This is a genomic window from Paraburkholderia sp. CNPSo 3272, assembly GCF_024206495.1.
Classification (GTDB): Bacteria; Pseudomonadota; Gammaproteobacteria; order Burkholderiales; family Burkholderiaceae; genus Paraburkholderia.
The window spans coordinates 13,793-40,326 of record NZ_JAMBPQ010000028.1; the positions used below are offsets into that span (position 1 = coordinate 13,793).

Annotated in this window: 23 protein-coding genes, 1 tRNA gene and 1 pseudogene; 13 read left to right on the forward strand and 12 right to left on the reverse strand. The window is 66.3% G+C overall.

Annotated elements, in window-relative coordinates:
- Positions 1 to 69: 69 nt before the first annotated feature.
- Positions 70 to 1,275: a chromate transporter gene (locus M3I53_RS26930; protein ID WP_254318928.1), complete on the forward strand. Its 1,206-nt coding sequence runs from the start codon at positions 70 to 72 to the stop codon at positions 1,273 to 1,275.
- 18 nt (positions 1,276 to 1,293) lie between these two features.
- On the opposite strand, the gene M3I53_RS26935 is transcribed toward M3I53_RS26930, so the two are convergent.
- The 3 genes and pseudogenes from M3I53_RS26935 to M3I53_RS26945 all read right to left on the reverse strand — a co-directional run bounded on the left by M3I53_RS26935 (position 1,294) and on the right by M3I53_RS26945 (position 4,959).
- On the reverse strand, positions 1,294 to 2,316 hold the full coding sequence (locus M3I53_RS26935; RefSeq protein WP_254318930.1) for a histone deacetylase family protein: 1,023 nt from the start codon (positions 2,314 to 2,316) through the stop codon (positions 1,294 to 1,296).
- Positions 2,317 to 2,336: 20 nt separating this feature from the next.
- A complete protein-coding gene (locus M3I53_RS26940) occupies positions 2,337 to 3,608 on the reverse strand; it encodes a Zn-dependent hydrolase (protein WP_254318931.1) in 1,272 nt (423 codons plus the stop codon).
- A gap of 44 nt (positions 3,609 to 3,652) precedes the next feature.
- Positions 3,653 to 4,959: pseudogene (locus tag M3I53_RS26945) on the reverse strand (MFS transporter).
- Between the two features lie 151 nt (positions 4,960 to 5,110).
- Between M3I53_RS26945 and M3I53_RS26950 the strand changes: the two are divergent.
- Positions 5,111 to 6,061 carry a LysR family transcriptional regulator gene (locus M3I53_RS26950; RefSeq protein ID WP_254318932.1) on the forward strand — a complete coding sequence of 317 codons (951 nt, stop codon included), beginning with the start codon at positions 5,111 to 5,113 and terminating at the stop codon, positions 6,059 to 6,061.
- 39 nt (positions 6,062 to 6,100) lie between these two features.
- Here M3I53_RS26950 and M3I53_RS26955 read toward each other — a convergent pair whose 3' ends face one another.
- The 4 genes from M3I53_RS26955 to M3I53_RS26970 form a co-directional block, all read right to left on the reverse strand.
- Positions 6,101 to 6,559: a CopD family protein gene (locus tag M3I53_RS26955; RefSeq protein ID WP_254318933.1), complete on the reverse strand. Its 459-nt coding sequence runs from the start codon at positions 6,557 to 6,559 to the stop codon at positions 6,101 to 6,103.
- Positions 6,560 to 6,758: 199 nt separating this feature from the next.
- On the reverse strand, positions 6,759 to 9,074 hold the full coding sequence (parC, locus tag M3I53_RS26960; protein ID WP_254318934.1) for a DNA topoisomerase IV subunit A: 2,316 nt from the start codon (positions 9,072 to 9,074) through the stop codon (positions 6,759 to 6,761).
- A 39-nt stretch (positions 9,075 to 9,113) separates the two neighbouring features.
- Positions 9,114 to 11,105 (reverse strand): DNA topoisomerase IV subunit B, encoded by a 1,992-nt coding sequence (locus M3I53_RS26965; protein WP_254318935.1) that lies wholly within the window; start codon positions 11,103 to 11,105, stop codon positions 9,114 to 9,116.
- A gap of 301 nt (positions 11,106 to 11,406) precedes the next feature.
- Positions 11,407 to 13,335: an ATP-binding cassette domain-containing protein gene (locus M3I53_RS26970; RefSeq protein ID WP_254318936.1), complete on the reverse strand. Its 1,929-nt coding sequence runs from the start codon at positions 13,333 to 13,335 to the stop codon at positions 11,407 to 11,409.
- A 260-nt stretch (positions 13,336 to 13,595) separates the two neighbouring features.
- On the opposite strand from M3I53_RS26970, the gene M3I53_RS26975 reads away from it, so the two are divergent.
- From M3I53_RS26975 to M3I53_RS27015, 9 genes are all read left to right on the forward strand, one after another.
- The gene (locus M3I53_RS26975) at positions 13,596 to 13,778 is read left to right on the forward strand and encodes a rubredoxin (protein ID WP_254318937.1); all 183 of its coding nucleotides are present in this window, start codon (positions 13,596 to 13,598) and stop codon (positions 13,776 to 13,778) included.
- Positions 13,779 to 13,963: 185 nt separating this feature from the next.
- Positions 13,964 to 14,038: transfer RNA gene (locus M3I53_RS26980), tRNA-Arg, on the forward strand.
- Between the two features lie 114 nt (positions 14,039 to 14,152).
- Positions 14,153 to 14,425, forward strand: a complete 273-nt coding sequence (locus tag M3I53_RS26985; RefSeq protein ID WP_254318938.1) for a hypothetical protein — start codon at positions 14,153 to 14,155, stop codon at positions 14,423 to 14,425.
- Between the two features lie 115 nt (positions 14,426 to 14,540).
- A complete protein-coding gene (locus M3I53_RS26990; RefSeq protein ID WP_370684285.1) occupies positions 14,541 to 14,807 on the forward strand; it encodes a hypothetical protein in 267 nt (88 codons plus the stop codon).
- Between the two features lie 137 nt (positions 14,808 to 14,944).
- Positions 14,945 to 16,291, forward strand: a complete 1,347-nt coding sequence (gene dcm, locus M3I53_RS26995; protein ID WP_309249549.1) for a DNA (cytosine-5-)-methyltransferase — start codon at positions 14,945 to 14,947, stop codon at positions 16,289 to 16,291.
- Between the two features lie 40 nt (positions 16,292 to 16,331).
- Positions 16,332 to 16,781, forward strand: a complete 450-nt coding sequence (locus tag M3I53_RS27000) for a very short patch repair endonuclease (protein ID WP_254318939.1) — start codon at positions 16,332 to 16,334, stop codon at positions 16,779 to 16,781.
- Positions 16,782 to 16,967: 186 nt separating this feature from the next.
- Positions 16,968 to 17,471, forward strand: coding sequence for a YbhB/YbcL family Raf kinase inhibitor-like protein (locus M3I53_RS27005; RefSeq protein ID WP_254318940.1), 504 nt, complete (start codon positions 16,968 to 16,970; stop codon positions 17,469 to 17,471).
- Positions 17,472 to 17,542: 71 nt separating this feature from the next.
- Positions 17,543 to 18,949: an MFS transporter gene (locus M3I53_RS27010; protein WP_254318941.1), complete on the forward strand. Its 1,407-nt coding sequence runs from the start codon at positions 17,543 to 17,545 to the stop codon at positions 18,947 to 18,949.
- 110 nt (positions 18,950 to 19,059) lie between these two features.
- Positions 19,060 to 19,671 (forward strand): hypothetical protein, encoded by a 612-nt coding sequence (locus M3I53_RS27015; protein ID WP_254318942.1) that lies wholly within the window; start codon positions 19,060 to 19,062, stop codon positions 19,669 to 19,671.
- A 142-nt stretch (positions 19,672 to 19,813) separates the two neighbouring features.
- On the opposite strand, the gene otsA is transcribed toward M3I53_RS27015, so the two are convergent.
- From otsA to M3I53_RS27040, 5 genes are all read right to left on the reverse strand, one after another.
- Positions 19,814 to 21,286, reverse strand: a complete 1,473-nt coding sequence (gene otsA, locus M3I53_RS27020) for an alpha,alpha-trehalose-phosphate synthase (UDP-forming) (protein ID WP_254318943.1) — start codon at positions 21,284 to 21,286, stop codon at positions 19,814 to 19,816.
- A 223-nt stretch (positions 21,287 to 21,509) separates the two neighbouring features.
- A complete protein-coding gene (locus M3I53_RS27025; RefSeq protein WP_254318944.1) occupies positions 21,510 to 21,731 on the reverse strand; it encodes a hypothetical protein in 222 nt (73 codons plus the stop codon).
- A 156-nt stretch (positions 21,732 to 21,887) separates the two neighbouring features.
- The gene (locus M3I53_RS27030) at positions 21,888 to 22,106 is read right to left on the reverse strand and encodes a hypothetical protein (protein WP_254318945.1); all 219 of its coding nucleotides are present in this window, start codon (positions 22,104 to 22,106) and stop codon (positions 21,888 to 21,890) included.
- A gap of 91 nt (positions 22,107 to 22,197) precedes the next feature.
- Positions 22,198 to 23,583, reverse strand: coding sequence for a sigma-54 dependent transcriptional regulator (locus tag M3I53_RS27035; RefSeq protein WP_254318946.1), 1,386 nt, complete (start codon positions 23,581 to 23,583; stop codon positions 22,198 to 22,200).
- A 309-nt stretch (positions 23,584 to 23,892) separates the two neighbouring features.
- On the reverse strand, positions 23,893 to 24,210 hold the full coding sequence (locus M3I53_RS27040; RefSeq protein WP_254318947.1) for a hypothetical protein: 318 nt from the start codon (positions 24,208 to 24,210) through the stop codon (positions 23,893 to 23,895).
- A gap of 399 nt (positions 24,211 to 24,609) precedes the next feature.
- Between M3I53_RS27040 and M3I53_RS27045 the strand changes: the two genes are divergently transcribed.
- Positions 24,610 to 25,692 (forward strand): sigma-54-dependent Fis family transcriptional regulator, encoded by a 1,083-nt coding sequence (locus tag M3I53_RS27045; protein ID WP_254318948.1) that lies wholly within the window; start codon positions 24,610 to 24,612, stop codon positions 25,690 to 25,692.
- Positions 25,693 to 25,916: 224 nt separating this feature from the next.
- Entirely contained in the window at positions 25,917 to 26,531 is a 615-nt protein-coding gene (locus tag M3I53_RS27050) for a hypothetical protein (RefSeq protein WP_254318949.1), read from the forward strand.
- Positions 26,532 to 26,534: the final 3 nt, after the last annotated feature.

Below are 26,534 nucleotides of genomic sequence, written 5' to 3' on the forward strand. Positions count from 1 at the left end.
CAGTCAGTTGCGCGAACCGCGTGCCTTCGCGCACAGACCTGCACGGACCTTCGCACGCACGATGCAGCCATGCAAACCCGCACCGACGAAGCGATCGCGGCGCCAATCCGCGACCATCACGAACCGCTCCTCACGCTCTTTCGCGTCGTGCTGACCGCGTCCGCGGTCTCATGGGGCGGCCTCGCGCTCATGGCGCAACTCGAACAGCACTACGTGGAGCGCGAAGCGCGTCTCACGCAAACGGCGTTCTCGGATCTGGTCGCGCTCGCCTGGATCGTGCCGGGGCCGGTGGGCTGCAACGTCGCGGTGCAACTCGGTCATGCGCTGCGCGGACGCGCGGGCGCCTGGGTCGCGGGCGTGGCGAGCGTGCTGCCCTTCTTCGCGCTGATGACGCTGTTCGCCATTTTCTACCGCACGCCGCTCGTGCATGCGGTCGCCTCACGCACGCTGCTCGACCATTTCAGCGTGGTGCTCGCCATGCTGATCGGCGTGACGTGGTACCGGCAAACGCGGGCGCTCGTGCGCGGCCCGCTCGAATGGGGCGTGGCGCTCGCGGCCTGCGCGGCCCTCGCCCTCGCGGCGAGCGGCGCAGCCTACGTGGCGATTCTGCTCGTCGCCTTTGCCGCGGGCTGGCTCGCGAGTCCGGTGCCTTCGCAGCGGCTCGAATTGCGCGTGACGCGGCGCGACATGCAGTTGCTCGCCGCGCTTGCCGCGCTCATTGTCGTGTTCGCGCTGCCGCTGCCGCATCCGCTCGACTCTGCGCTGCTCTGGCCGCGTCTCGCGGGTGCGGGGATGACGCTGTTCGGCGGCGGCTTTTCTGCGCTGCCCGTGTTGAAAACGCTGTTCGTCACGCCAGCGGTCGGCATCACCAACGACGACTTTACGCTGGCGTTCACGCTCTCGCCGCTTTCGCCGGGGCCGCTCCTGAACGTGGTGCCCTTCTTCGGCTATCTCGTCGATGGCTGGGTCGGCGCGCTCGTCGCCACGCTCGCGCTGTTCGTGCCTTCGGGCTGCCTCGTCGTGCTCGCGCGCAGGCACCTGCACCGCATGAAGGCGAACCCGCGCTTCGAGCACGCCATGCGCGTGCTGCGCGCCGCGACCACCGCGTTCCTCGCGATCGCCGTCTGGCATATCGCGCGGCAGGTGCCGCTGCATCTGTCTTATCTGCTGACGGCCGTCTTCTCGGCGATGTGTTTCGGCAAGCTCAAGCTCCCCGCTTACGCGGTCTACGCGACAGTAGGGCTCGCGTGCGGGGCGTGGCTGCTGCTCGCCTGAAGCGCGTTCACGCGCCGATCAGCGCGCTGCCGTAAAACCGCCGAAGAACGCGCGCGCGTTGTCTTCGAGGCTTTCGAGGTGATAGCCGCCTTCCTGCACGATCACCGAAGGCAGGCCGAGCGCGCCGATGGCCGCGCCGAGCCGGCCGAAACCCTCGGTGGTCACGGCGACTTTCGACTGCGGGTCGTCCTTGTAGATGTCGAAGCCGAGCGCCAGCACGAGCGCGTCCGGTTGGAAGCGCCCGAGCATGCGCAGCGCCGCTTCCACGCGCTCGAAGAAGTCAGCTTCGGATGCGCCATGCGGCATCGGCAGATTGACGTTGTAGCCCTCGCCCGCGCCGTTGCCGCGCTCGTCCTCGTAGCCCGCGACCACCGGATAGAAGTTGGTCGGATCGCCGTGGATCGAGATGTAGAGCACGTCGCTGCGGCCGTAGAAGATCTCCTGGACCCCCTGGCCGTGGTGCATGTCGGTGTCGAGAATCGCCACGCGCGCGAAGCGGCTGCGCAGCGACTGCGCCGCGATGGCCGCGTTGTTCAGATAGCAGAAGCCGCCTGCCGCGTCCGCGCGGGCATGATGGCCGGGCGGACGCGAGAGCGCATACGACTCGCGCGCGCCCTCGTTCACGCACGCGGCGGCCGCCAGCGCGCTTTGCGCCGACCAGTAGGCCGCGCGCCAGGTGTTCGCGCCAATGGGGCAACTGCCGTCCGCGAGATAGCGCGCCGCCTGCGCGAGCACGCCGCGCAGCGGATTCGGCTCGCGCACGTAGATGTTCGACATCACCTCTTCGCCCCAATCTTCGGGCACGCGCTTCCATTCAGTGTGCGCTTCTTCGAGAAAGCGCAGATAGTTCATGTCGTGCACGGCGGCGATGGGCGCGGTGCCGAAATCGGCGGGCGCCTGCACATCGAAGCCGAGCGAGCGCGCCGCGGCAACGAGATGCTCGGCGCGCTGCGGCACTTCCTGCGGCGCACGCAACTGGCCGCGCGAGAAATAGGCGCGCGGATGGTGCAGCAGCTGATCGGGGTGAAACCAGGTTTTCATGTTCAGTTCTCCTATTCCTTTTACGCGTCGGCCGAGTTTTCCACTGCAATGGCTAGGCGCACGCCTGCGCGCGCCGCGACCGCGTTGAGCAGCACGTTCGCGCCGGCCGTGACGTCTTCCGGCAGGGCGTCCTCGGCTTCGTTGTGCGACAGACCGTCCACGCAGGGAATGAACACCATCGCCGTCGGACAGTAGCGTGCGAGCCGGATCGCGTCGTGCCCCGCACCGCTCACGATACGCTCGTGCGGATAGCCAAAGCGCGCCGTTGCCTGCGCGACCAGTTCGACGCATTGCGCATCGAACGGCGTGGCTGGGCTCGTCCAGCAATGCGCGATCTGCACGCCGAGGCCCCGCTGTGTGGCCACGTCCGCGCATAGCGCGCGCAAGTCGCGCTCCATCGCATCGAGTTGCGCATCGTCGGGATGGCGCAGATCGACCGTGAACGTCAGGTTCGCCGCGATCGTGTTGCGCGACGAGTTCACGATCTGCGCCTGGCCGATCGTCACGAGACCGAGCGGTGCGTAACGCGCCATCGTGCGTTCGATGTCGAGCGACATCTGCGCCGCGCCGAACCACGCATCCTTGCGATAGCGCATCGGCGTCGTGCCCGCGTGCGCGGCCACGCCCGTTACGTTCACGTCGAACCAGCGGATCGCCTGGCCGCCCGTCACGACGCCGATGGTCGTGCCGTTCGCCTCCAGAATCGGGCCCTGCTCGATATGGGCTTCGAAGTAGGCGTCGACGGCCACGCCTTGCACGGCACGCGTGCCGCGCGCGCCGCATGCGTCGAGCGCCGCGCCGAGCGTCACGCCGTCGGCGTCCGTGCGCGAGAGTGCCTCCGCCAGCGTCATCGCGCCAGTGAAGACCGCCGAGCCCAGCATCGCCGGCGTGAAGCGCGCGCCCTCCTCATTGGTCCACGAGCAGATCGCGATCGGCTTCACGGTGCGTGCGCCCGCGTCGTTGAGCGCGCGCACGACTTCGAGAGCGGCGAGCACGCCGTATACGCCGTCGAAGCGGCCGCCTTCGGGCTGCGTGTCCAGGTGGCTGCCCATCAGCACCGGCGCGGCCTGCGCATCGTCGCCTTCGCGGCGCGCGAACAGGTTCCCCACTTCGTCGGTCCACACAGTCATGCCCGCCTCGCGGCACCAGCGCGCAAACAGCTCACGCCCGCGCCGGTCTTCTTCGGTGAGCGCGAGGCGGCGCACGCCGCCGCCCGCCGTCGCGCCAATGCGCGCCATCTCCGTGAGGCTCGCCCACAGGCGCGGGCCGTCGATCTGCAAAAGGTCTTTCATCGGTCCATCCATTTCAGTCGAACTATTCAAACATCTGAACAACGTCAGCGCGTGCTCAGCGCCTCGGCAGTTGCCTCGTCATGCGCATGCTGGTGGCGGCGCGCGTCGAGCGCGACGATGCACAGCAGCGAGACGCCCGCGAGGCACGTATAGAACACGGCGAGCGGCCACCACTGGCCCACATAGCGATGCGCGAGCCACGTGCCGACGAGCGGCGTGAGGCCGCCCGCGATCGCGCCGCACACCTGGTAAGAGAGCGAAATCGCCGAGTAGCGCACACGCGTGGGGAACACGCCGGAGACGAAGCCGGCGATCACCGAATAGAAGCTCGCCATGCAGACCACGGCGATCGCGATACCGATCACCATCGGCACGACCTTGCCGCTTTGCACGAGCACGAACATCGGATACGGCGAGAGCATCGCGGCGAGCGCCGCGCATTTGAGGAAGCGTGCGCCGCCCATGCGTTCGGCGAGCCACGCGGCGAGCGGCTGCACGAGGAACTGGATGACAGGCAGTCGAGAATCAGCGAGCGCGTGATGCCGACGTACTGCGTGGTGTAGGCGATCATGAACGTGTTGGTGAAGTACACGCCCGCAATGCCGATGGTATTCGCGCCGATGCACAGCAGCACGAGACCCCACGACGAGCGGAACACTTCGGCGACGGGCAGCTTCAGCGTGCGGCGCTGGTCCCTGAGCTTCTCGAACTCGGGCGACTCGTTCACGCCGAGCCGGATCATGATGCCGATCACGAGCAGCACCGCCGAAACGAGGAACGGCAGACGCCAGCCCCACGAGAGAAAGTCGGCCTTGTCGAGCGACGTGACCGAGCGGAACGCGAGCAGCGAGAGAATCAAGCCGGCGGGCGAACCCAGCTGCGCAAACGAGGCGAAGAACGTGCGGCGGCCTTCGGGCGCGTGCTCGCCCGCCATCAGCACCGCGCCGCCCCACTCGCCGCCCACGGCGATGCCCTGCACCACGCGCAGCAGCACGAGCAGCACCGGCGCGAGCATCCCGACGCTCGCATACGATGGCAGCAAGCCGACGCAGACGGTCGCGACGCCCATCATCATCAGCGTGGTCATGAGCGCTTTCTTGCGGCCGATGCGGTCGCCGAGGTGGCCGAAGATCAGGCCGCCGAGCGGACGCGCGAAGAACCCGACGGCAAAGGTCGCGAACGACGCCATCGTGCTAACGAAGCGGTCTTCAGAAGGGAAATACAGCTCGCCGAACACGAGCGCGGCGGCCGTGGCGTAGATGTAGAAGTCGTACCACTCGATCATCGTGCCGATGAACGCCGCGGCGGCGGCGCGCACCGGTTGCCGGGTGCTGGGTTTTGGGTTGGCCATGCGTCGGTCTCCTTCTGGCGCGTTTGGGATGAATTTGGGTTGCATGCACGCTTTATCGCCAGCCACAAATCATTAGTCAAATTTCGCGTTATTATTCAGCGCATAAATTTATCTAATACCCTTGGCGCATCAGTACGCCGGGAGACCGCCCATGCCCGCCGACAGCACCCGCTTTCTCAACGACCGTCTCGACTGGAACCTGCTGCGCACCTACCTCGCGATCATGCAGGAGCGCAGCCTGAGCCGCGCCGCCGCCCGGCTCTATGTCACGCAGCCGGCCGTGAGCCAGGCGCTCAAGCGCCTCGAAGACGCCCTCGGCCGCAAGCTGATCGAGCGCCGCGGCGCGCAGTTCGTGCCGACCGAGGCAGGCGAAGAGGTCTATCGCATTGCGAGCGACATCTACGGCACGATCTCCCAGCTCGAAACCGGGCTAGACGAGCGCACCGCCGACATCACCGGCTCGATCCGCCTGCTCACGGTGAGCCGCATCGAGTCGCGCGTGTACGACGAATTTCTCGCGGAATTCCACACGGCCTACCCGCGCATCGATCTGCAGATCGAAGTGATGCGCTCGTCGGACATCATCTCGTCGCTGTTGCAGAAAACGGCGACCGCGGGCCTGAGCCTGTGCCGCACGCCCATCGACAAGCTGGACATGCGCTGCTTCCTGCGCCAGCGCTACGCGATGTTCTGCGGCCGGCATCACCGGCTCTTCGGGCTCTCGCAGTTGACGATGGACGACCTGCTCGCGGAGAACTTCGTCTCCTTCACGAGCGACCAGATTGGCGACAGCCTGTCCCCGCTCACGGTGTTTCGCGACCAGCGCGGCTTCACGGGGCGGATCGTGGCGTCGTCACCGAGTCTGGACGAGGTGCGGCGGCTGATCTTTGCGGGCTACGGCATCGGCTGCCTGCCCGAGCATACGGTGCGGGACGATCTGGCGCGGCAGCGCCTGTGGCGGCTGCCGCCGGAGGAAGGGCTCGTGGACGTCGATATCCACTTGCTGTGGCATCGCGAACGCAAGCGCAATGCGGCCGAAGAAGCGTTCTTCGACGCGATGGAGCGCTGCATGCAGCGCTATGCGTTGGCGGAGCGCCTGTAAAACCTCTGGCGCGGGCCGCGAACGTTGCAGGAGAAACGATTAGAACCCGCGCGCGAGCACCGCAACGCCAATCGTTACGATACCCAGCACGAGATTGATCACAACAAGGCGGCGCACCGTACCCACCGCGCGCGCGCCGTCGGGCCACTTCTGCGCCTGCACTGCCCGGCGGATGCGCGGAAACACGGCAAAGCGAATGTGGCCGAAGATCAGCATCATCAGCACGCCAATACCCGCCATGGTATGCAGTTGCCACGTGGCGTGGCCGCCGCCGAACTGCATGAGCAGGAAACCGCCGCTGAGCAGGATCACGATGACCGAAGCGCCCACCCAGTTGAAGAAGCGGCCGAACACCGACTCGATGAGCGGTAGCCGCAACTGCGGCGAGAGGTCTTCGAGCGCGGGGCGCAGGCAGAAGTGCGCGAAGATCATGCCGCCCACCCACACAGCGACACCCAGCAGATGCAAAAAGAGCGCGACTTCGATCGCATGGCCCATGCTTTGATTCCCTCGTAACGTAGTTGTTATCCGGCCGTCGACCAGAGTGAGCGCTTTTGCGGTTTGCGATCCGGAGTTAGTGCTTCAGCACTTACTCCGGTCCCACGCAGAGCGCTCTGGTCCCATGCAGAACGCAAATCGCCTTTGCGCGGCATTATTCCATGCCGCGCGGCGTCCCGTGCCGGATGTGCCCGCTAGTTTATTGCGGCAACACCGGACGCATGCCCGTCACGACCTTGAGCTTCGAGTCCGGCGCGCGGCCCTTGCGTGCGCGCTTGCCGATCTGCGGCGACAGCACCGCGCCCGCCATCAGGTCCTCACCCGCCTTGCCGCCGCGGCCTGTGCCCACGAGCACGACGCCCGCCGCGCTGATCGCGAGCGCCTGCACCAGCTTCTCGTTGTCGTCGAGCTGCATGAGCGTGACACCACGGCCGCCGCCCGCGAGCGTCTTCATCTCGTCGAGGCCGAACACCAGCAAACGACCGCCCGACGACAGACACGCCACCTGCAGCGCGTCGGGCAGCATCGGCATCGGCGCGAGCGGCACGCAGCCCTCGTCGATCGTCATGAACGCCTTGCCTGCCTTCACGCGGCTCACCATGTCGCCGATCTTCGCGATGAAGCCGAAGCCGTTGCTCGACGCCAGCAGCAATTGCTGTTCCGCGTTCGCCGCGAAGTAGTGCAGCAGATGCGTGCCCGCTTCGAGTTCGATGAGCGACGTGACCGGCACACCGTCACCGCGGCCGCCGGGCAAATTCGCAATCGATACCGAATAGACGCGCCCGTTGCTGCCCCACGCAATGAGCGTGTCGGGAGTGCGGCACTGGAACGCCGCATAGAGGCCGTCGCCGGCCTTGAACGTGAAGCCTTGCGTATCGAGCCCATGGCCCTTGAGCGCACGCACCCAGCCCTTCTGCGAGACGACGACCGTGACCGGCTCGTCCACCACGCGCGCTTCGAAGCTCGCACGCTTCTCCTGCTGGATCAACGTGCGGCGATCGTCGCCGTACTGTTTCGCGTCGGCTTCGATTTCCTTCACGATGAGCCGCTTCATCGACGCATCGTTCGCGAGCAGTTCTTCGAGCTTCGCCTTCTCTTCGCGCAGTTCCGCGAGTTCCTTTTCGATCTTGATCTTCTCGAGCCGCGCCAACTGACGCAGACGGATTTCAAGAATGTCCTCGGCCTGGCGCTCGGAAAGCCCGAATGCGCTCATCAGCGCGCTCTTGGGCTCGTCCGACTCGCGGATGATGCGGATGACCTCGTCGATATTGAGGAAGACGATCATCCGACCTTCGAGGATATGGATGCGGTCGTCGACCTTCGTCAGGCGGTGCTGCGTGCGGCGCGTGACCGTGGCAAAGCGGAAGCCGATCCACTCGCCCAGAATCTCGCTGATGCCCTTCTGGCGCGGACGTCCATCGGCGCCGATCATCACGAGATTGAGCGATGCGTTCGATTCGAGGCTCGTGTTCGCGAGCAGCGAGTTGACGAATTCGGCCTGGTCGATGCGGCTCGTCTTCGGCTCGAACACGAGGCGCACGGGCGCATCCTTGCCCGACTCGTCGCGCACGGCGTCGAGCAGCCCGAGCATGGTCTGCTTGCTCTGCAGCTGCTCGGGCGTGAGCGTCTTCTTGCCGAGCTTGAGCTTCGGGTTCGTGAGTTCTTCGATCTCTTCGAGCACCTTCTGGCCCGAGGTGTTCGGCGGCAGCTCGGTCACCACGAGCTGCCACTGGCCGCGCGCAAGGTCCTCGATCTTCCAGCGCGCGCGCACCTTGAGGCTGCCGCGGCCCGACTCGTAAGCCGCCGCAATTTCCGCGTCGCTCGAAATGATCTGGCCGCCGCCCGGGAAATCGGGCCCCGGCAGCCTCTCCATGATCTCCGCGTGCGAAAGCTTCGGGTTGCGAATCATCGCGACCGCTGCCGACGCGACTTCGCGCAGGTTATGCGACGGAATTTCGGTTGCGAGACCCACCGCGATCCCCGACGCGCCGTTGAGCAGCAGCATCGGCAGGCGTGCGGGCAGCGTCTTCGGCTCCTGGAACGAGCCGTCGTAGTTCGGCATGAAATCGACGGTGCCCATGTCGATTTCGTCGAGCAGCAGCTTGGCGATGGGCGTCAGGCGCGCTTCGGTGTAGCGCATGGCCGCCGCGCCGTCGCCGTCGCGCGAGCCGAAATTGCCCTGGCCGTCGATGAGCGGATAGCGCATCGAGAAGTCCTGGGCGAGGCGCACGAGCGCGTCGTAGGCCGACTGGTCGCCGTGCGGGTGGTACTTGCCGAGCACGTCGCCGACCACGCGCGCCGACTTCACGGGCTTGGCGTTGTCGCCGAGGCCCATTTCGTTCATCGCGAAGAGAATGCGCCGCTGCACCGGCTTCTGGCCGTCGCAGACGTCGGGCAGCGCGCGGCCCTTCACCACGCTCACCGCGTAGTCGAGATAGGCGCGTTCCGCGTAGTGGCCGAGCGTGAGCGTGTCGCCGTTCGGGGCGTCCGTCACTTCAGCAAAGAGATCGTCCATGTTTCAATCAGTCCGTAATCGTGTGTGCGCCTGCGCGTATCAGATATCCGCTTCGACTTCGTTGCCCTTCTCTTCGAGCCACGAACGGCGCGAGGCCGCTTCGCCCTTGCCCATGAGCATCGTCATGCGCGCGACCGTGGACTCGTAGTCGAGGTCGCCGAGCGCGATGGGCGACAGGCGCCGGGTGTCCGGGTTCATCGTCGTGTCCCAGAGCTGCTCGGCGCTCATTTCGCCCAGACCTTTGAAGCGGCTGATGGTCCATTGCGTGTCGCGCACGCCGTCCTTGCGCAGCTTGTCGAGGATCGCTTCGAGCTCGCCTTCGTCGAGCGCATAGAGCTTCTGCGCGGGCTTCTTGCCGCGCGCGGGCGCATCCACACGGAACAGCGGCGGGCGCGCCACGCACACGTGGCCGCGCTCGATGAGCTGCGGGAAATGCTTGAAGAAGAGCGTGAGCAGCAGCACCTGGATGTGCGAGCCGTCGACGTCGGCATCGGAAAGAATACAGATCTTGCCGTAGCGCAGATTCGATAGATCGACCGTCTCGTCGGGGCTGTGCGGATCGACGCCGATCGCCACCGAAATATCGTGCACTTCGTTGTTCGCAAAGAGCCGGTCGCGCTCGGTCTCCCACGTGTTGAGCACCTTGCCGCGCAGCGGCAGGATGGCCTGGTACTCCTTGTCGCGCCCCATCTTCGCCGAACCGCCGGCCGAGTCGCCCTCCACGAGGAAGAGTTCGTTGCGCGCGATGTCGGTCGATTCGCAGTCGGTTAGCTTGCCGGGCAGCACGGCCACGCCCGAGCTCTTGCGCTTCTCGACCTTCTGGCCCGCACGCGTGCGCGCCTGCGCCTGCTTGATGACGAGATCGGCGAGCTTCTTGCCGTGCTCGACGTGCTGGTTGAGCCACAGCTCCAGAGCCGGACGCGAGAACGACGACACGAGCTTGACGGCGTCGCGGCTGTTCAGGCGCTCCTTGATCTGCCCCTGGAACTGCGGGTCGAGCACCTTGGCCGAGAGCACGAACGAGACGCGCGCAAAGACGTCTTCCGGCAAGAGCTTCACGCCTTTCGGCTGGAGATTGTGCAATTCGACGAAGCTCTTCACGGCCTGGAACAGACCGTCGCGCAGGCCGCTTTCGTGCGTGCCGCCCGCCGGCGTGGGGATCAGGTTCACGTACGACTCGCGCGTGAGCGAGCCTTCCTCGCTCCACGCCACGACCCACGCAGCGCCCTCGCCTTCGGCGAAGGTGTCGTCGGTGGTGCGCGCGTCGGCGTAGCGTTCGCCTTCGAACAGCGGAATCAGCAGGTCGGCGCCGCCCATGCCTTCGAGCAGATAGCCGCGCAGGCCGTCTTCGTACTTCCAGCTCTGGCGCTCGCCAGTCTTCTCGATGACGAGTTCGACCTCGACGCCCGGCAGCAGCACGGCCTTCGAGCGCAGCAGACGCTGCAGTTCGCCGAGCGGCAGATTGGGCGAGTCGAAATACTTCGGATCGGCCCACGCGGTCACGCGCGTGCCGCTCTTCTTGTCGTCGCGCGCGGCGTTGCGCGTGGTGAGCTGCCTCGTGACGTTGCCGTCCGAGAAGCCGATTTCGGCGACCTTGCCGTCGCGCCAGACGGTCACGTCGAGGCGCGTCGAAAGCGCGTTGGTGACCGAGACGCCCACGCCGTGCAGGCCGCCCGAGAACGTATAGGCGCCGCCGGCGGCCTTGTCGAACTTGCCGCCCGCGTGCAGGCGCGTGAAGACGATTTCGACGACGGGCACCTTCTCTTCGGGGTGCAGGCCGAACGGAATGCCGCGGCCGTCGTCCTCGACGGAGACGGAATGGTCGGCGTGCAGCGTCACGGTGATGCGGCGGCCGTAGCCGCCGAGCGCTTCGTCCGAGGCGTTGTCGATAACTTCCTGGATGATGTGCAGCGGATTCTCGGTGCGCGTATACATGCCCGGCCGCTGCCGGACGGGCTCGAGGCCCTTGAGCACCTTGATCGACGCTTCGCTATAGCCAGTGTTTCCAGCGTTGGACTTCTTCGTTGACATGGTGATCCACAGGGGGTTGTCCGCGCGCTTGTCCACAGGTCCTGTGGACATCTGCGGGGAAAACGCGTTGAGCGTTCAAAAAAACCGATACGAAACAACGAAGTGAACCGGCTGCGCGCCGCGGTGGCAGGTGCGCTCGCGGCGGCGCAGTGGTTCACGTAGTTGTTCGAATTCGCGAGGTATTGTACTGATTTGGGCTCGCACGGCAATTTGCTTGGGGGTTGGCTGGCCGAACGGATGACTACGGTCCGCCCCTCCGCCTTAAAAAAAAGCGGCCTTTATCAGGCCGCTTTGTCTCGCATCACTTGCGCTTGCTCTCCAGCTCTTCCCACCGCTCCAGCGCGACGAGCAATTGCTCTTCGATCGCTGCGTAGCGCTCGGTGAGCCGCGTGCCTTCGGCCGCGTCCTTCGCAAAGATCGACCCGTCCTCGATCTTCGCGCCGATCGTCTTCTGCTCGGTCTCCAGCGCCTCGATGCGCCTGGGCAGTTCCTCGAGCTCGCGCTGCTCCTTGAACGAAAGCTTCACAGTACGTTGCGCATTGCGGCCCGCTGCGCTCTCCTTGGGAGCGGCAGCCGCAGCAGCCGCTTCTTTCGGCGCGCGCGCCTCGGCAATCTCCTGCGCACGCGTGCTCTGCGTTTGCCAGTCGGTGAAGCCACCCACGTACTCGCGCCACTTGCCCTCGCCCTCGGACGCGATTACCGACGTCACCACGTTGTCGAGGAACGCGCGGTCGTGGGAGACGAGCAGCACGGTGCCGTCGTAGTCGGTGAGCAACTCTTCGAGCAGTTCGAGCGTCGGGATATCGAGGTCGTTGGTCGGTTCGTCGAGCACCAGCACGTTCGCGGGCCGCGCGAACAAACGCGCGAGCAGCAGACGGTTACGCTCGCCGCCCGAAAGCGACTTCACGGGCGAGCGCGCACGTTCGGGCGCGAACAGGAAGTCGCCGAGATAGCTCATGACGTGCTTCTTCGCGCCGTTGATCTCGACCCAGTCGCTGCCGGGGCTGATGGTATCGGCGAGGCTCTTTTCCATGTCGAGCTGCGCGCGCATCTGGTCGAAGTACGCGACCTGCATGTTCGTGCCCACGCGCACCGTACCCTCGTCGGGCTTCAACTCGCCGAGAATCAGCTTCAGCAGCGTGGTCTTGCCCGCGCCGTTCGGACCGACGAAGCCGATCTTGTCGCCGCGCATGACCGTCGACGAGAAGTTATCGACGATCGTGCGGCCGCCGTAGCGCTTGGTCACGTCCGTGAGTTCGGCGACGATCTTGCCGGACTTCTCGCCCTGCGCGACGTCGAGCTTCACATTGCCCTGCACGTTGCGGCGCTCGGCGTGCTCGCTGCGCATCTGCACGAGGCGCGCGATGCGCCCGACGCTGCGCGTGCGCCGCGCTTCCACGCCCTTGCGGATCCACACTTCCTCTTGCGCGAGCAGCTTGTCGAACTTCTCGTTCTCCACGCGCTCGACTTCGAGCTGCTGTGCCTTGCGCTCCTGGTACTGCGAGAAGTTGCCCGGGTACGAAAGCAGCTTGCCGCGATCGAGTTCGACGATGCGCGTGGCCACACGGTCGAGAAACGCGCGGTCGTGGGTGATGAAGAGCAGGCTCGAACGCTGCGCCACGAGCAGTTCCTCGAGCCAGCGGATGCCGTCGAAGTCGAGGTGGTTGGTCGGTTCGTCGAGCAGCAGGATATCGGGCTGCACGACGAGCGCGCGGGCAAGCGCAACGCGCTTTTGCATACCGCCCGAAAGCGCGCCCACGCGGGCGTCGCCTTCGAGGCCGATCTGCGCGAGCGTCGTGGCAACGCGCGTGCGCCAGTTCCAGGCATCGGCATGATCGAGCGACGATTGCAGCGTGTTCATGCGCGCAAGCAGTGCGTCGTGCTCGGCGCCTTCGGGCGTGTCCGCGAGCTGGTGCGCGACCGTGTCGTAGTCGTCGAGCAGCGCGCGCACGTCGGCAAGTCCCGAGGCGACGGTGTCGAACACCGTGGCGTCGGCGTCGAAGTCGGGCTCCTGCGGCACGTAGACGGTCGAAAGATCCTGCTGGCGCGTGACGAGGCCGTCGTCGGGCCTGGCGAGATCGGCGACGATCGTGAGCAGCGACGACTTGCCTGCGCCGTTGCGGCCGATCAGCCCGACGCGCTCGCCGGCTTCGAGCGAAAAGTCCGCGTGGTCGAGCAGCGCGACGTGGCCGAACGCCAGTTGCGCGTCTGTGATGGTGTAAAGCGACATGGATGGAAAGCGATGCGTGCGGTGGACCTGAAGGAGGCATTGTACCGGGCCGCGCAGGTCGGGCCGCGGAGGTCGGGCCGCGCAGGTCGGGCCGCGCAGGTCGGGCCGCGCGGGTCGGGCCTGCGCGTTTAGCTTTCCGTTAGCGCGGCGGCACGCGAGCCGTTTTCCGGTAACATCGCGGGTCGCCCGCGCCGGCCGCCTTGCAGTCAAAGGGCCGCATGACGGGCCGCGCATCGAATCGACTAGACGAAGGACACGCTGTGAGCGAAGTAATCGAGTACAAGAGCTGGGTCTGCCTGATCTGCGGCTGGATCTACAACGAGGAAGAAGGTCTGCCCGACGAAGGCATCGCCGCCGGCACGCGCTTTGCGGAGATTCCCGACGGCTGGCGCTGCCCGTTGTGCGACGTGGGCAAGGCGGAATTCGCCGTCGTCGAGTTCTGATTGCGACGACTCCCTCGAAGCTGCTGAAGCGTCATTTTCGCGCCCGAACGCGTTTGCTATACTCTTGGCCCTGCGCCACGATATCGCTCGGACCCGCAAGGCCGATCCGTTTCGCGCGCCGCTCCGCGCCATGACGGGTCACTTGGGAAACATGGCGATCGAACGGAGCCATGCTCGACCTCGCGCTCCCTGTAGTTCAATGGATAGAACAAGTGCCTCCTAAGCGCTAGATGCAGGTTCGATTCCTGCCAGGGGGACCAGCCGCTCGAGCACCCGAGCCGCGTACGCCGGCCGCGAAGGCCGCAACCGGTCCGCAGATCCCCGTCCCGTCCCTTTCGCGCACTCGCGCACCCTCTTTGCCCAGCAGGTTTTCCATGGACATCAACAAGCAAATCGCCGCCCTCACCGCCTCCGAACTGCAGACGGCAGGAGCGAGCCAGGCCACTGCCATCGCCGTGAGCGTGCTGCTGCGCCACCTCGATTCGCCCGAACTCGCCCGCCAGTTGGGCGCGGCGTTCGAGAACCACCAGGCCGTGATGCTGCAGACGCCCTGGCCCGAGCAGATGCTCAATTCGTTCGAGGCAACGCGGCGTTTCTTCGAAAGCGCGGCCCAAGTGCAAGGCGCGACGCCGCCGGCTGGCGAATAAATGGAATCCGCCCCGTTAATTAGGGGTAATTACCGAGTTAAATATCCCTAAAGTAGGGAAAAATAGTGCCGTAAAGGCCTTCATGGACTCCACGCGTCCCCTCCCCGCCGGTCATATGATGTCGACCCTCATCGATCAGGATATCGCGCACATTCGCCGCGTGATGCCGCTGTCACTCGCCGGCGACTTCGGCGGGCCGATTCTCCCCGCGCTCTACTGGCGCCAGCGCCTGCACCGTCTGCTCGATACCGGCCACGTGAACAAGGGCCAGCTGTGTGAAATCGACAGCCTGCTGCTGATCCTCGACCTGCACGAACTAAACGTCGCCTCGGCCTCCGCAGCCCTGGCGAAGCAGGCAAACGCCGGCCCGCAACACTCCTGACTTCCCCCTGAATTCAACGCTCGCGCGTGCAGGCATTCGCCTGCGCGACGCACGTCCGCGTGTCACGTCGGGAATTCCTGGTGCCGCGGGTCGACCATCGGTCATAATGTCCGCAAAAATACCCTAACGAGGACTCCGTGCTCACGGCCGAACCGAGAGACCTGCTCCAGCAGGCACGCAAGCGTTTCACGCAACAGCAGATCGCCACCCACGTCGGCCGCGACGTGAAGACCGTGCGGCGTTGGGAAAAAGGCGAGACGCCCTGCCCCGCGATGCTCGAAGCCGCACTGCGGGAGTTGCTGCAAGGCGGCGCACACGCCCGTGGCGCAGCGGCGCGCTTTCGCTTCATCGACCTGTTCGCAGGCATCGGCGGCATCCGCAAGGGGTTCGAGGCCCACGGCGGCGAGTGCGTCTTCACGAGCGAATGGAATCCGTTCTCGCGCAAGACCTATCTGGAAAACTACGGCGAGGATCATCCGTTCATCGGCGACATTACGGCCGTGGACGCCGCCGACGTGCCCGATCACGACGTCCTGCTCGCGGGCTTTCCGTGCCAGCCGTTCTCGATCGCCGGCGTGAGCAAGAAGAACGCGCTTGGCCGTCCGCACGGCTTTGCCTGCACGACGCAGGGCACGCTGTTCTTCGACGTCGCGCGCATCATCGCCGAGAAGCGGCCCGCCGCCTTCCTGCTCGAGAACGTGAAGAACCTGGTCTCGCACGACCGCGGCCGCACGTTCGACGTGATCCTCCAGGTGCTGCGCGACGAGCTCGGCTATGACGTGCACTACCGCGTGATCGATGGAAGCCATTTCACGCCGCAGCATCGCGAACGCATCATCATCGTCGGTTTTCGCGAGCCGGCGGCGTTCTCGTGGGACGCGCTCGCGCTGCCGGAAGAAGGCCCGCGGCTCGCCTCGATCCTGCACCGCACCGACGGCTGCGAGCCGCTCCTGCCGTGGGACGGCGAGCGCTTTTTCGATCACGGCGCGCGCCGCGTGCAGCCGAAGTACACGCTCACGCCAGGGCTCTGGACCTATCTGCAGCAATACGCCGAGAAGCACCGCGCGGCCGGCAACGGCTTCGGCTACGGCCTCGCGTTTGCCGACAGCGTCACGCGCACGCTTTCTGCGCGCTATCACAAGGACGGCTCGGAGATCCTCGTCTATCAAGGCGAAGGATTGCGCCCGCGCCGCCTCACGCCGCGCGAGTGCGCGCGGCTGATGGGCCTGCCCGACACGTTCCGCATTCCGGTGAGCGACACCCAGGCGTACCGCCAGTTCGGCAACAGCGTGGTGATGCCGGTAATGCGCGAAGTCGCGCGCACGATGATGCCGCATCTCGATGCGTTGCTGGCCACACAGCCCGCAGCACCCCGTGCGCACGCGACGACCCTTCCCCCGGTTGCGCACACAACGCAAACCACGCGCACCACGCGAACCAGGCGCGCCACGGCTGCGGCGACGGCCACGGCGGGAGACCGCTGACCGGCTCGCGCCGCGGCCAACCGAAGCGAGGCGACAGACGATGGTGGACGTCGTCGATACCGCGACCCGCAGCCGGATGATGTCCGGCATACGCGGACGCCACACGAAGCCCGAGAAGCTGATCCGCAGTCTGCTGCACCGGCGCGGCTTCCGCTTTCGCCTGAACGTGCGCGAGCTGCCCGGCCGGCCCGACATCGTGCTGCCGCGCCGGCGCGCCGTGGTGTTCGTGCACGGCTGCTTCTGGCACGGCCACAACTGCGCGCTCTTCAAGTGGCCGCAAACACGCCCCGAGTTCTGGCGCGAGAAGATCGCGCGCAACCGTCTGAACGACGCCAAAGCGCTCGCCGCGCTCGCGGCCCAGGGCTGGCGCGTGGCGGTGATCTGGGAATGCGCTTTGCGTGGCGCGCAGCACGATCCGCAAGCGGTCGTCGAGCGGCTGGCCGGGTGGCTCGAAGACGAGTCGTCCACCTGGTTCGAGGCGCGCTCGTAACACGCCCTCGCGAGGTATCACGCGAAGCGTGAGCGCAAGCCGATGCGCCGCGCATCTAACGCTGCGAAGCTGGCCCTGCCTGTAGAGCCCGCGGTGATAAACTCGATCGACCGGCTGCGCAGCCGCCTTCACGCGTCACACGTGCTGGCGCAACCGTCCCACGATCCCAAGCGAAGGAGACACCCGATGGCTGATTTCCGACTTTGGTCCGATGACTTTCCCAGCAACGGTTTCTTGCCGAAGGCGCAGGAGTTCGACGACCGGGCCTTCGGTGTCGACGGCGACAACGTCTCGCCCGCGCTGCAATGGGACGAACCGCCCGCCGACACGCAGAGCTTCGCGCTCACCGTCTACGATCCGGACGCGCCCACGGGCAGCGGCTTCTGGCACTGGGTCGTGGTGAACATTCCGCCCGACGTGCGCTCGCTCGCCCGCAACGCCGGCAAGGCCGACGGCAGCCTGCTCCCACAGGGCGCTGTGCAGGTGCGCAACGACTACGGCACGGTCGGCTTCGGCGGCGCGGCGCCCCCGCGCGGCGACAAACCCCATCGCTACATCTTCCGCGTGCATGCGCTCAAGGCGGCGCAACTGCCCGTCACGCCGGAGACGACGAACGCGGTGGCGCGTTTCATGACGCATCTGAACGAGGTGGATTCGACCACCTACGTCGGGCTCTATGAACTGAAATAAGCCGCCAGAGAACACCCGAAAACAACATCCAGCCGGCGGCGCACGTCCATCGCGCGCCGCCTCTCCCGTCAATGCCCACGCTTTCCGAACTCCCCGCCGATTCCACCGCCGACATCGAAAACGGCCTGCCCTTCCCGCAGCGTTACTACGCGATCCTCGTGGTCGCGCTCGGCATCACACTCGCCGTGCTAGACGGCGCAATCGCCAACGTCGCGTTGCCGACCATCGCGCGGCACCTTCACGCGAGCGCGGCAAGCTCTATCTGGATCGTCAACGCGTATCAGCTTTCGGTGACCATCTCGCTCCTGCCGCTCGCCTCGCTCGGCGACCGCATCGGCTACAGGCGCGTGTATCTGGCCGGCATGGTGCTGTTCACCGTCGCATCGCTCGGCTGCGCACTGGCAACCACGCTGCCGGAACTCGCCCTCGCACGCATGGTGCAGGGCTTCGGCGGCGCGGGGATCATGAGCGTGAACACCGCGCTCGTACGCATGATCTATCCGCGCGCGCAGCTCGGTCGCGGCGTGGCCATCAACGCGATGGTCGTCGCGATCGCCTCGGCGGTCGGGCCGACGCTCGCCTCGGGCGTGCTCGCCATCGCGACGTGGCCCTGGCTCTTTGCGATCAACGTGCCGATCGGCATCGCCGCGCTCGTGCTGGGCCTGCGCGCGCTGCCCGTGAACGAGCGCCACCCGGCACCGTATGACTATTTGAGCGCAGTGCTCAACGCCATCGTGTTCGGCCTCCTGATCTTCGCCGTCGACGGCCTCGGCCACGGCGAGAGCAATCGCCTCGTGGCGCTCGAATTCGTGGTGGCGATCGTGATCGGCTGGTTCTTCGTGCGCCGCCAGCTCACGCAGGCCGCGCCGCTGTTGCCCGTCGATCTGCTCGCGAACCCGGTGTTCGCGCTGTCGATCAGCACCTCGGTCTGCTCGTTCTGCGCGCAGATGCTCGCCTTCGTCGCACTGCCCTTCATGCTGCAGGAGACCTTCGGTTTCTCGCAGGTCGACACGGGCCTCCTCATGACGCCCTGGCCGCTCGTCATCGTCGGCGCCGCGCCGCTCTCGGGCGCGCTCTCCGACCGCTATCCGGCGGGCATGCTGGGCGGCATCGGACTCGCGCTCTTCGCGCTCGGCCTGCTCTCGCTCGCCACGCTCGGCGCGCATCCCGGCGTCTTCGATATCTGCTGGCGCATGGCGTTGTGCGGCGCGGGCTTCGGCGTGTTCCAGTCGCCCAACAACCGGCAGATCCTCTCCTCCGCGCCGCGCGAGCGCAGCGGCGGCGCGAGCGGCATGCTCGGCACCGCGCGCCTCACTGGGCAGACGCTCGGCGCGGCGCTCGTGGCGCTGATCTTGGGCGTTGCACCGCAACACGGACCGACCGCCGCGCTCTACGTGGCGACGGCCTTCGCCGCCGTCGCGGCAGTGGTCAGCCTGCTGCGCCTGATGCCGGGCACAGCGGCGCACACGCCGGGCTAAGCGCGGCCTAACCCTGCGCGCGCGCAGGCACTAACATGGATTCAGGGCGAGCCGCATTCGCGGCCGCGCCCGGCGAGTCAACCTGCCGGATCCGGCAAAGGGGGCTTCCCATGTCACTGATCGTCGCTGGTCGGTTCACGACCTTTCCCGCCGCCGAAGCCGCCGCCGAAAAGCTCTATGCGGGCGGCTTTCTCGAAGAAGACGTCAATCTGTTCTTCGTCAATCCGCGCGGCCAGCATGCGCGCCACGGCGTCCAGGGGACGGCCATGGGCGCGCCGCCCACGGTCGCCGCAATCCATTCGCATCACACCCGCAATATCATCGCGGGCGCCGTGGCGGGCGCCGTGGTGGGCGTGGTGATTTTCAGCGCGTTCTCGGCAGCGCTGCCTTCAGTCGTGATCGCGGCCGGCGTGGGCGCCTGGATCGGGGCGCGCATCGGCGCGAGCGTGGGGGCGAAAGCGGCTGCGCAGCAGATGTCGGCCCACTACGAGAGGGTGCATCGCGAGATGCGCAGCGACGGCGTGCTGCTCTCGGTGCACGTCTGCTACGAGAACCAGGATCTCGCCGCGCAGTTGCTGCGCGACGGGGGCGCAGCCGATATCGAGTGCGCGTCGGGCCAATGGCACAACGGACACTGGGCCGATTTCGATCCGACCCGTCCGCCGATGCCGTTCGCCGCGCCGCCCGTCAGCGAGCCTGAGCGGGCGCCTCGCGCCGCGTAAAGTCGGGTAACGCCGCGTATCGATAACGCGGACGCAAAAAACGCGGCGGCCCGAAGGCCGCCGCGCGGATCCATTTGCGTCGAGAGTGCGCTAGTTGGCCAGGGGCGGCACGCACGCCGCTTCGCCCCTCACCGATGCCTGACTACGCGCGCGCTGCGCGCTGCGCCTGTTCGGGCGCGCTCGTTTGCACGGAAGCTTTCCCCGCTGGCGCGGCGTTGCGCGCCCGGGCCGTGACAGACGCGGCCGTCGCGACGCTGCGCAGGTCGGCGAGGAACGTATCGCGCCACACCGAAAGATTGTTCTCGCGCAGCGACGCCATCATGTCGTTGTAGCGCGAGACGCGTTCGGCGTGCGGCATCGAGAGCGCGCGCTCGAGCGCCTCGGCCGTCTGGTTCAGGTCGTAGGGATTCACGACCAGCGCGCCTGGCAGTTGCTCGGCCGCGCCCGCGAACTGCGAAAGCACCAGCACGCCGGGATCTTCGGAGTTCTGCGACGCCACGTATTCCTTGGCCACGAGATTCATGCCGTCGCGCAGCGGCGCGACGTATCCCACCTGCGCCTCGCGGAACAGCGCCATCAGCAGGTTGCGCTCGTACTTGCGGTTCAGGTACTGGATCGGTGTCCAGTCGAGCTGTGCGAAACGGCCGTTGATCCGGCCCGCCTCGCCTTCGAGATTACGGCGGATCGTCTGATAGGTCTGCACGTCGGAGCGCGTGGGCGGCGCGATCTGCAGGAGCGAGACGCGGCCATGCCAGCCCGGCCCGTTCTGCAGCAGGCGCTCGAACGCCTGGAAGCGCTCAGCGAGCCCCTTCGAATAATCGAGCCGGTCCACGCTCATGATCAGCTTGCGTCCACGCATGGCTTCGCGCAGGCTGCGCACGGCCTTGCGGTCGGCGAACTGCGACGAGGCTTTGGCAATCGCGTCCGGGTAGATGCCGATGGGGTACGCCCCGACCTTCAGGAAGCGGTCCCACGCGTGGACCATGCCGTCGTCGCTCGCCGTGCCATGACCGCCGCGCTCGATGTAGTCGAGAAACGCCTGGCGGTCGGCGCCGGTCTGGAAGCCGACCACGTCGTAGTGGCACATGAACTTCATGAGTTCTTCGTGCGGCGGCACCGAACGCATGACTTCGGGCACCGGCAGCGGAATGTGCAGGAAGAAGCCGATCGGGTTCTTCACCCCGAGATCGCGCAGGCAGCGCGCGAAGGGAATCAGGTGATAGTCGTGCACCCAGATAATGTCGTCGGGCTGGATGAGCGGCTGCAACTGGCGCGCCAGCGACACGTTCACGCGCAGGTAGCCGCCGTACTCCTGGCGCTCGTAGCGCGCGAGGTCGTTGCGATAGTGGAACGTCGGCCAGAGCGTCGTATTCGAGAAGCCCTTGTAGTACTGGTCATAGTCACGCCTGGTGAGACCCACCGTCGCGTAGGTGACGCTGCCCTGCTGCTCGATGACCGGTGCGCACGGCTCCGCGACGGTCTCGCCGCTCCACCCGAACCACACACCGCCGGTTTCCTTGAGCGCGTCCAATACGCCGACTGCGAGCCCGCCCGCTGCGGGACGGCCCTCCTGGGTCGGCGCAACGCGATTCGATACCACGATCAGTCTGCCCATTGCGGCTCTACCTCCTGTTTCGTTGGGTCCGAAGACAATGCTTCAGGTATGTACGCAAGACGCGTGCCGGTGCAGCGGGGTCCGGAGCAAAAATCATTTCTTGCAGACGACGGCGCGAGCAAATTCCGCGCGGCAAGCACGCACGTGCGGAATACCCCGATGATCTGTCAAGCCAGGAAACGGGCCTGCATACAGCGCGCGGCGACTCGCGGTTCGAAGCGGATCAGGCGTCCTGTTCCGAGCCGAGATCGCGCTGGTACTCGATACCCTCGGCCCGCGCCCCGCCTTGGTTGTGCTCGCCGTCGGGCGGCACGCCAGGCGCCGGGCGATTCTGGCTCGCGGGGTCTGGCGCGTCCGACTGTTGCGGACTGCTTTTCTCTTGCGAATCGCGCGGGCCACGCTTGCCCGTGTAACGTGCGGAGCGGCGCAAGGCAGGATGTCTCATGTCGATGCCTCCAGCGGGAAGGCGGCCACGCGGCTGTGGCGCTTTTTTATAGTCTAGGGTTCGCCGCGTGAATTCGCCGGTAAAAATGGTCGAGCCTTTGTAACTAGTACATAAAAACTATCGGCCGATGGCTCGCGTGGCCGTGCGAGCAGACGCTCACGTGGCGGGCAATGCCCCACCCGAACGATGAAATCGAGAGGACACCGAAGGGTCGAATGGATGCGCCTGCGGCACTTCGCCCGGTTGCGCCGGTGGATCGCCGACGGGGGGCACGTCCGGCTCGCCGGGCTGATCCGGCGGCGGTTCATCGGGCTGCGGGGTATGCGTGAGCCAGGGCTTCACGCGGACGGGATCACTGGTTCTGCAGCTGGGCATCTTTCGCTCCTCATCCTGGACGCGAAACTCACACTGCAAGCGTCGTACCGCCCGTGCGAGCGCGCCATGCGGACGCGCTCGCGCATGCTGCTCAGGCGCCGGCTACGCGCGCGGGCGCATCGCCCTTGCCGGCGGTTTCGTTGCCGTACTCCACTAGACGGTTATAGAGCGTCTTCAGGCTGATGCCGAGGATTTCCGCCGCACGCGTCTTCACGCCGCCGCACTGCTCGAGCGTCGCGAGGATGAGCTGGCGATCGGCGTCGGCGAGCGAGGTGCCGAACGGGATCGTCACCGCCGTGCCGGCAATCGGCTTCGAGAGCGAGATCTGCAGCGGCACCGTCGCCGTGAAATCGCCGTCGTTGCCCGACATGATGTGCGCGCGCTGCACGTAGTTCTTCAGCTCGCGCACGTTGCCGGGCCACGGGTAGGCTGCGAGCATGTCGCGCACCGCCGCGGGAAACTGCTTCTTCGTGCCGTGACGCGCGTTGAGTTCGTCGAGGAACGCCTGGGCGAGCAGCTCGACGTCCTTGCCGCGCTCGCGCAGCGGCGGCAGGCTGATCGGAAACACGTTGAGGCGGTGGTAAAGGTCCAGCCGCAGCTTGCCTTCGGCGACGGCCTGCTCCGGGTCGCGGTTGGTCGCCGCGATCAGGCGCACATCAGTCTCGATTTCCTTGGTCGTGCCCACGCGCATGAACATGCCGGTCTCGAGCACGCGCAGCAGCTTCACCTGCAGTTCGATCGGCATTTCGGTGATTTCGTCGAGGAACAGCGTGCCGCCGTTCGCGCGCTCGAAATAGCCCTTGTGCTGCCGGTCGGCGCCCGTGAACGAGCCGCGCTCGTGACCGAACATCTCGGACTCGATCAGGTTCGGCGAGATCGCGCCGCAGTTCACCGCGAGGAATTCGTGCTTGCGACGCAGGCTCAACTGGTGGATGGTCTGCGCGGCCACTTCCTTGCCGGTGCCCGATTCGCCCACCAGCATGACCGAGGCAGGGGTCGGCGCGACGCGGCTGATCTGGTCGTAGACCTCCTGCATGGTCGGCGAATTGCCGAGCATCAAGCCGAAGCGCCCCATGCGGCGCAACTCGCCGCGCAGCGTGCCGATTTCTGCCTTGAGATCGCCCGCGCGCGGCAAGCGGTTGAGGATCGCCTTGACGCGCTGGAGGTTGATCGGCTTGACCAGGTAATCGATCGCGCCCGACTTGAGCGCATCGACGGCCGTCTCGACCGTCGCGTGCCCGGTGATGACCACGAGTTCAACACCCGAGCGCGGGTCGAGATCCTCGAAAAGGTCGGTGCCACTGCCATCGGGCAGCTTCAGGTCGGTGAAGACCACGTCCGGCGTCTGCCGCACGAGCTGGATGCGCGCCTCTCGCAGGTCGCCTGCCTGCGCGGTGGTGAGCCCATCGTCGCTCACCACGGCCGCCAGCGCCTCGCGGGTTTGCGCATCGTCATCGACAATCAATACATGTGGCATCGCGTCTCGTCAGCCTTGATAGGTGAATGGCTCCAAAGCGCGAGCGCCGCGCCCTTCCCAGGCGCGCCGGACAACGTTGCCCGGCCCCGCGGAAGTCGCGACGCACGTGATTGCGCTGCAGTGGAGTACGAAACGGTCGGACGCACGCCCAACACGGCCAAAGCCTGAATATGCGCGGTTTTGCTACAACTGAGCAACAATAGCGTCAGCCGCGGGCCGCCCGAACCTGGATTGTTGTTGATATGACTATTATAGACTTATTCGAGACAACCGGGCACGGCTCTCGCGTGGCCCCGGCCACCCCGCCGCCTAGCTGTGCGGAAACGGCCATGGCATGCCGGCCGCGCCATTCGCGCCGTTTACGCCATTCGTCGTCCGGCTCTTGACGCCCTGCGCCAGCGAGTCCGGGACGCCAGCGGCCATGGCCATTTCCGGGCCCTGTCCATTGTTGCCCGTGGTATCGGCAAGTGAGCCGCCTTCGCCTTCCCAGCGGCTCAAGTCGCGATAAAAAGATTGCCGTTGCATGCGATGACGCTGCGAGAAACGCCAGGCGAGCATGCCCGCCATGGCCCCAAGCGCGCCGACGGTCACCAGGGTTCCTACCAATCCGTTGCGGTTCTTCGACATATCGCCCTCTCCCAGATACGCCTCGTCAAAGACGGAAGACGCGAGTTGACCCGAATGACATCGCCCGGGCGTGGCGCATTCGCCGCCACCACCACCACCCCTATCCATGCAGACGGCGCCGGGCTTTCCAGGTTCCGCAGCAGGATGCGTGCCACACTCGCTCGCGGGGTACCTGGACACGTCCATTGCCCTGTCAGGCGCGGCAGTGGTTAAATGTTTACGCGTTAACGAGGTGCCAACCTCTAAGACGCAACCTCGCGGCCGTCGGAGCGGCAAGTTCCGCACCTGTCCTGGACGGCCAGCCCCGGATCGCAGGGCCTGTTCGACGATGCGCGCAGAAGCATGCCGATGCGCGCAGAAGCGAGCGCCCCGCACTACCTTTGCAGGACGAACATTCCTATGGCGTCAATCGAGCCGGGCTCGCCCGCCGCCACTAAACGCAACAGCGAAAACAACGGAAATACCGCAGCGGACGCGGATGCGCGCGTCGCGGGATTGCAGTCGTACGGCCTGCTGTACGGCTCGTCGGCCGTCATGCTGGATCTTTATGCGCAGATCGACCGCGTGGCCGTCACCGAGGCGACGGCGCTCATCGTCGGAGAATCGGGCACCGGCAAGGAGCTGATTGCCCGCACGATCCACGCGCACAGCGAACGCCGCGACGGCCCGTTCATCGCGGTCAACTGCGGCGCGATTCCCGACGAGCTGATCGAGGCCGAGTTGTTCGGCCACGAAAAAGGCAGCTTCACGGGCGCCGTGCAGGCGCGCGACGGCCACTTCGAGCACGCGCGCGGCGGCACGCTGTTCCTCGACGAAATCACCGAGATGTCGCTGCTGCATCAGGTGAAGCTGCTGCGCGCGCTCGAAACCGGCGAGTACTTTCCGGTGGGCGGCAACGAGGCGATTCGCGGCGACGTGCGCATCATCGCCGCCACCAACCGCGACCCCGTGACGGCCGTGAAGGAAAACTGCCTGCGCGAAGACTTGATGTACCGGCTCGCGGTGTTTCCGCTGCGCGCGCCGCCGCTGCGCGAACGTGAGCGAGACCGCGAACTGCTCGCGCAGCATTTCCTCACCGAACTGAACAATCAGGAAGGCACGCAAAAGGCGTTCAGCAAACGCGCGCTCGAAACCGTGCGCAACTGGTCGTGGCCCGGCAACGTGCGCGAACTGAAAAACGCCGTGTACCGCGCGTTCATCCTCGCGGAAAAAGTCGTTGAGATCGCGCATCCGCAGTTGGTGCCGCGCGTGAAGAAGCCCGTCACCCAAGGCGACGCCATGAGCGTCTGGATCGGCACACCGCTCGCCGATGCGCAAAAGCAGATCATTCTCGGCACGCTCAAGTATTGCGGCGGCGACAAGCGTCTCGCGGCACGCACGCTCGGCGTGAGCCTCAAGACGCTCTACAACCGGCTAGGCAGCTACGGCGCCGACGACGGCGATACCGAAGCGCCCGCCGACCCCGACGCGAACGAAGCCTGAGTCCCCATCCCCCACCGCCGCGGCACGCCCGTTGCGCGGCGAGGCGCAGCCGCACGGCAGGCTGATCAAAGATCGGCCTGCCGTGCACGCCCTTTTGCAATTCCTTGCACTTTACCTATCCCCGTAAGCAATTCCGTGCTGCACAATCCGCAGCACGTCAAGTAAGCAAAACATGCTGGATATCCGCGCAATGCGGCGCTATCCGGCTAGCGGCAGGAATCATCATGCAAGAACGAAGTGCTCGGGCGCGCGTTGCGCCATCGGTGTCGGCGGCGGTCATGGAAACGGTTGTCGGCGGCCCCCCGCTCCCTCGCTGCAGACGCGTCATATCGCTCACGCTGCTCGCCACGGTAGCGAGTCTCGCGTGCTCGGCCTGCAGCTCGCTCTACTCCGAAGGCGCGCAAACGGGCGCCGGTATCGCCGGCGCGGCGGTCGCCTCGAAAGTGACGAGCAACGCCGCCGTGGCGACCGGCATCGGCCTTGGCGCCGTGGCCGCGGCAAAGGCCGGCGTGCAGTACTCCGAGCGCGTCGTCCATACCAACACCCAAAACAGCATCGCCCACGCCGCGGGCCCGCTCGCAGTCGGCGCGGTCGCGCCGTGGTCGATCACGCACTCGTTCCCGATCGAGGACGACGAGCATGGCCGCGTCACGGTGAGCCGCACGATCAGCAGCGGTGCGCTCGACTGCAAGGAGATCGTGTTCTCCGTCGATCACGAGGCCACGAAGGACAAGCCCGCCTCGAGCGCGTTCTTCGTCGCTTCGGTGTGCCGCGACGGCGACAACTGGAAGTGGGCCTCGGCCGAACCCGCCACCGCCCGTTGGGGTGCGCTGCAATGAACG

Coding starts and splice junctions, on each gene's coding strand:
- M3I53_RS26990 (WP_370684285.1), top strand. CDS start 14,541: ATGATGTCGACCCTCATCGATCAGGATATCGCGCACATTCGCCGCGTG.
- M3I53_RS27035 (WP_254318946.1), bottom strand. CDS start 23,583: ATGCCACATGTATTGATTGTCGATGACGATGCGCAAACCCGCGAGGCG.
- M3I53_RS27010 (WP_254318941.1), top strand. CDS start 17,543: ATGCCCACGCTTTCCGAACTCCCCGCCGATTCCACCGCCGACATCGAA.
- M3I53_RS27040 (WP_254318947.1), bottom strand. CDS start 24,210: ATGTCGAAGAACCGCAACGGATTGGTAGGAACCCTGGTGACCGTCGGC.
- otsA (WP_254318943.1), bottom strand. CDS start 21,286: ATGGGCAGACTGATCGTGGTATCGAATCGCGTTGCGCCGACCCAGGAG.
- M3I53_RS26930 (WP_254318928.1), top strand. CDS start 70: ATGCAAACCCGCACCGACGAAGCGATCGCGGCGCCAATCCGCGACCAT.
- parC (WP_254318934.1), bottom strand. CDS start 9,074: ATGGACGATCTCTTTGCTGAAGTGACGGACGCCCCGAACGGCGACACG.
- M3I53_RS27050 (WP_254318949.1), top strand. CDS start 25,917: ATGCAAGAACGAAGTGCTCGGGCGCGCGTTGCGCCATCGGTGTCGGCG.
- M3I53_RS26965 (WP_254318935.1), bottom strand. CDS start 11,105: ATGTCAACGAAGAAGTCCAACGCTGGAAACACTGGCTATAGCGAAGCG.
- M3I53_RS26935 (WP_254318930.1), bottom strand. CDS start 2,316: ATGAAAACCTGGTTTCACCCCGATCAGCTGCTGCACCATCCGCGCGCC.
- M3I53_RS27045 (WP_254318948.1), top strand. CDS start 24,610: ATGGCGTCAATCGAGCCGGGCTCGCCCGCCGCCACTAAACGCAACAGC.
- M3I53_RS27030 (WP_254318945.1), bottom strand. CDS start 22,106: ATGCCCAGCTGCAGAACCAGTGATCCCGTCCGCGTGAAGCCCTGGCTC.
- M3I53_RS26950 (WP_254318932.1), top strand. CDS start 5,111: ATGCCCGCCGACAGCACCCGCTTTCTCAACGACCGTCTCGACTGGAAC.
- M3I53_RS26970 (WP_254318936.1), bottom strand. CDS start 13,335: ATGTCGCTTTACACCATCACAGACGCGCAACTGGCGTTCGGCCACGTC.
- M3I53_RS27000 (WP_254318939.1), top strand. CDS start 16,332: ATGGTGGACGTCGTCGATACCGCGACCCGCAGCCGGATGATGTCCGGC.
- M3I53_RS26985 (WP_254318938.1), top strand. CDS start 14,153: ATGGACATCAACAAGCAAATCGCCGCCCTCACCGCCTCCGAACTGCAG.
- M3I53_RS27005 (WP_254318940.1), top strand. CDS start 16,968: ATGGCTGATTTCCGACTTTGGTCCGATGACTTTCCCAGCAACGGTTTC.
- M3I53_RS26940 (WP_254318931.1), bottom strand. CDS start 3,608: ATGAAAGACCTTTTGCAGATCGACGGCCCGCGCCTGTGGGCGAGCCTC.
- M3I53_RS27015 (WP_254318942.1), top strand. CDS start 19,060: ATGTCACTGATCGTCGCTGGTCGGTTCACGACCTTTCCCGCCGCCGAA.
- M3I53_RS26955 (WP_254318933.1), bottom strand. CDS start 6,559: ATGGGCCATGCGATCGAAGTCGCGCTCTTTTTGCATCTGCTGGGTGTC.
- M3I53_RS27025 (WP_254318944.1), bottom strand. CDS start 21,731: ATGAGACATCCTGCCTTGCGCCGCTCCGCACGTTACACGGGCAAGCGT.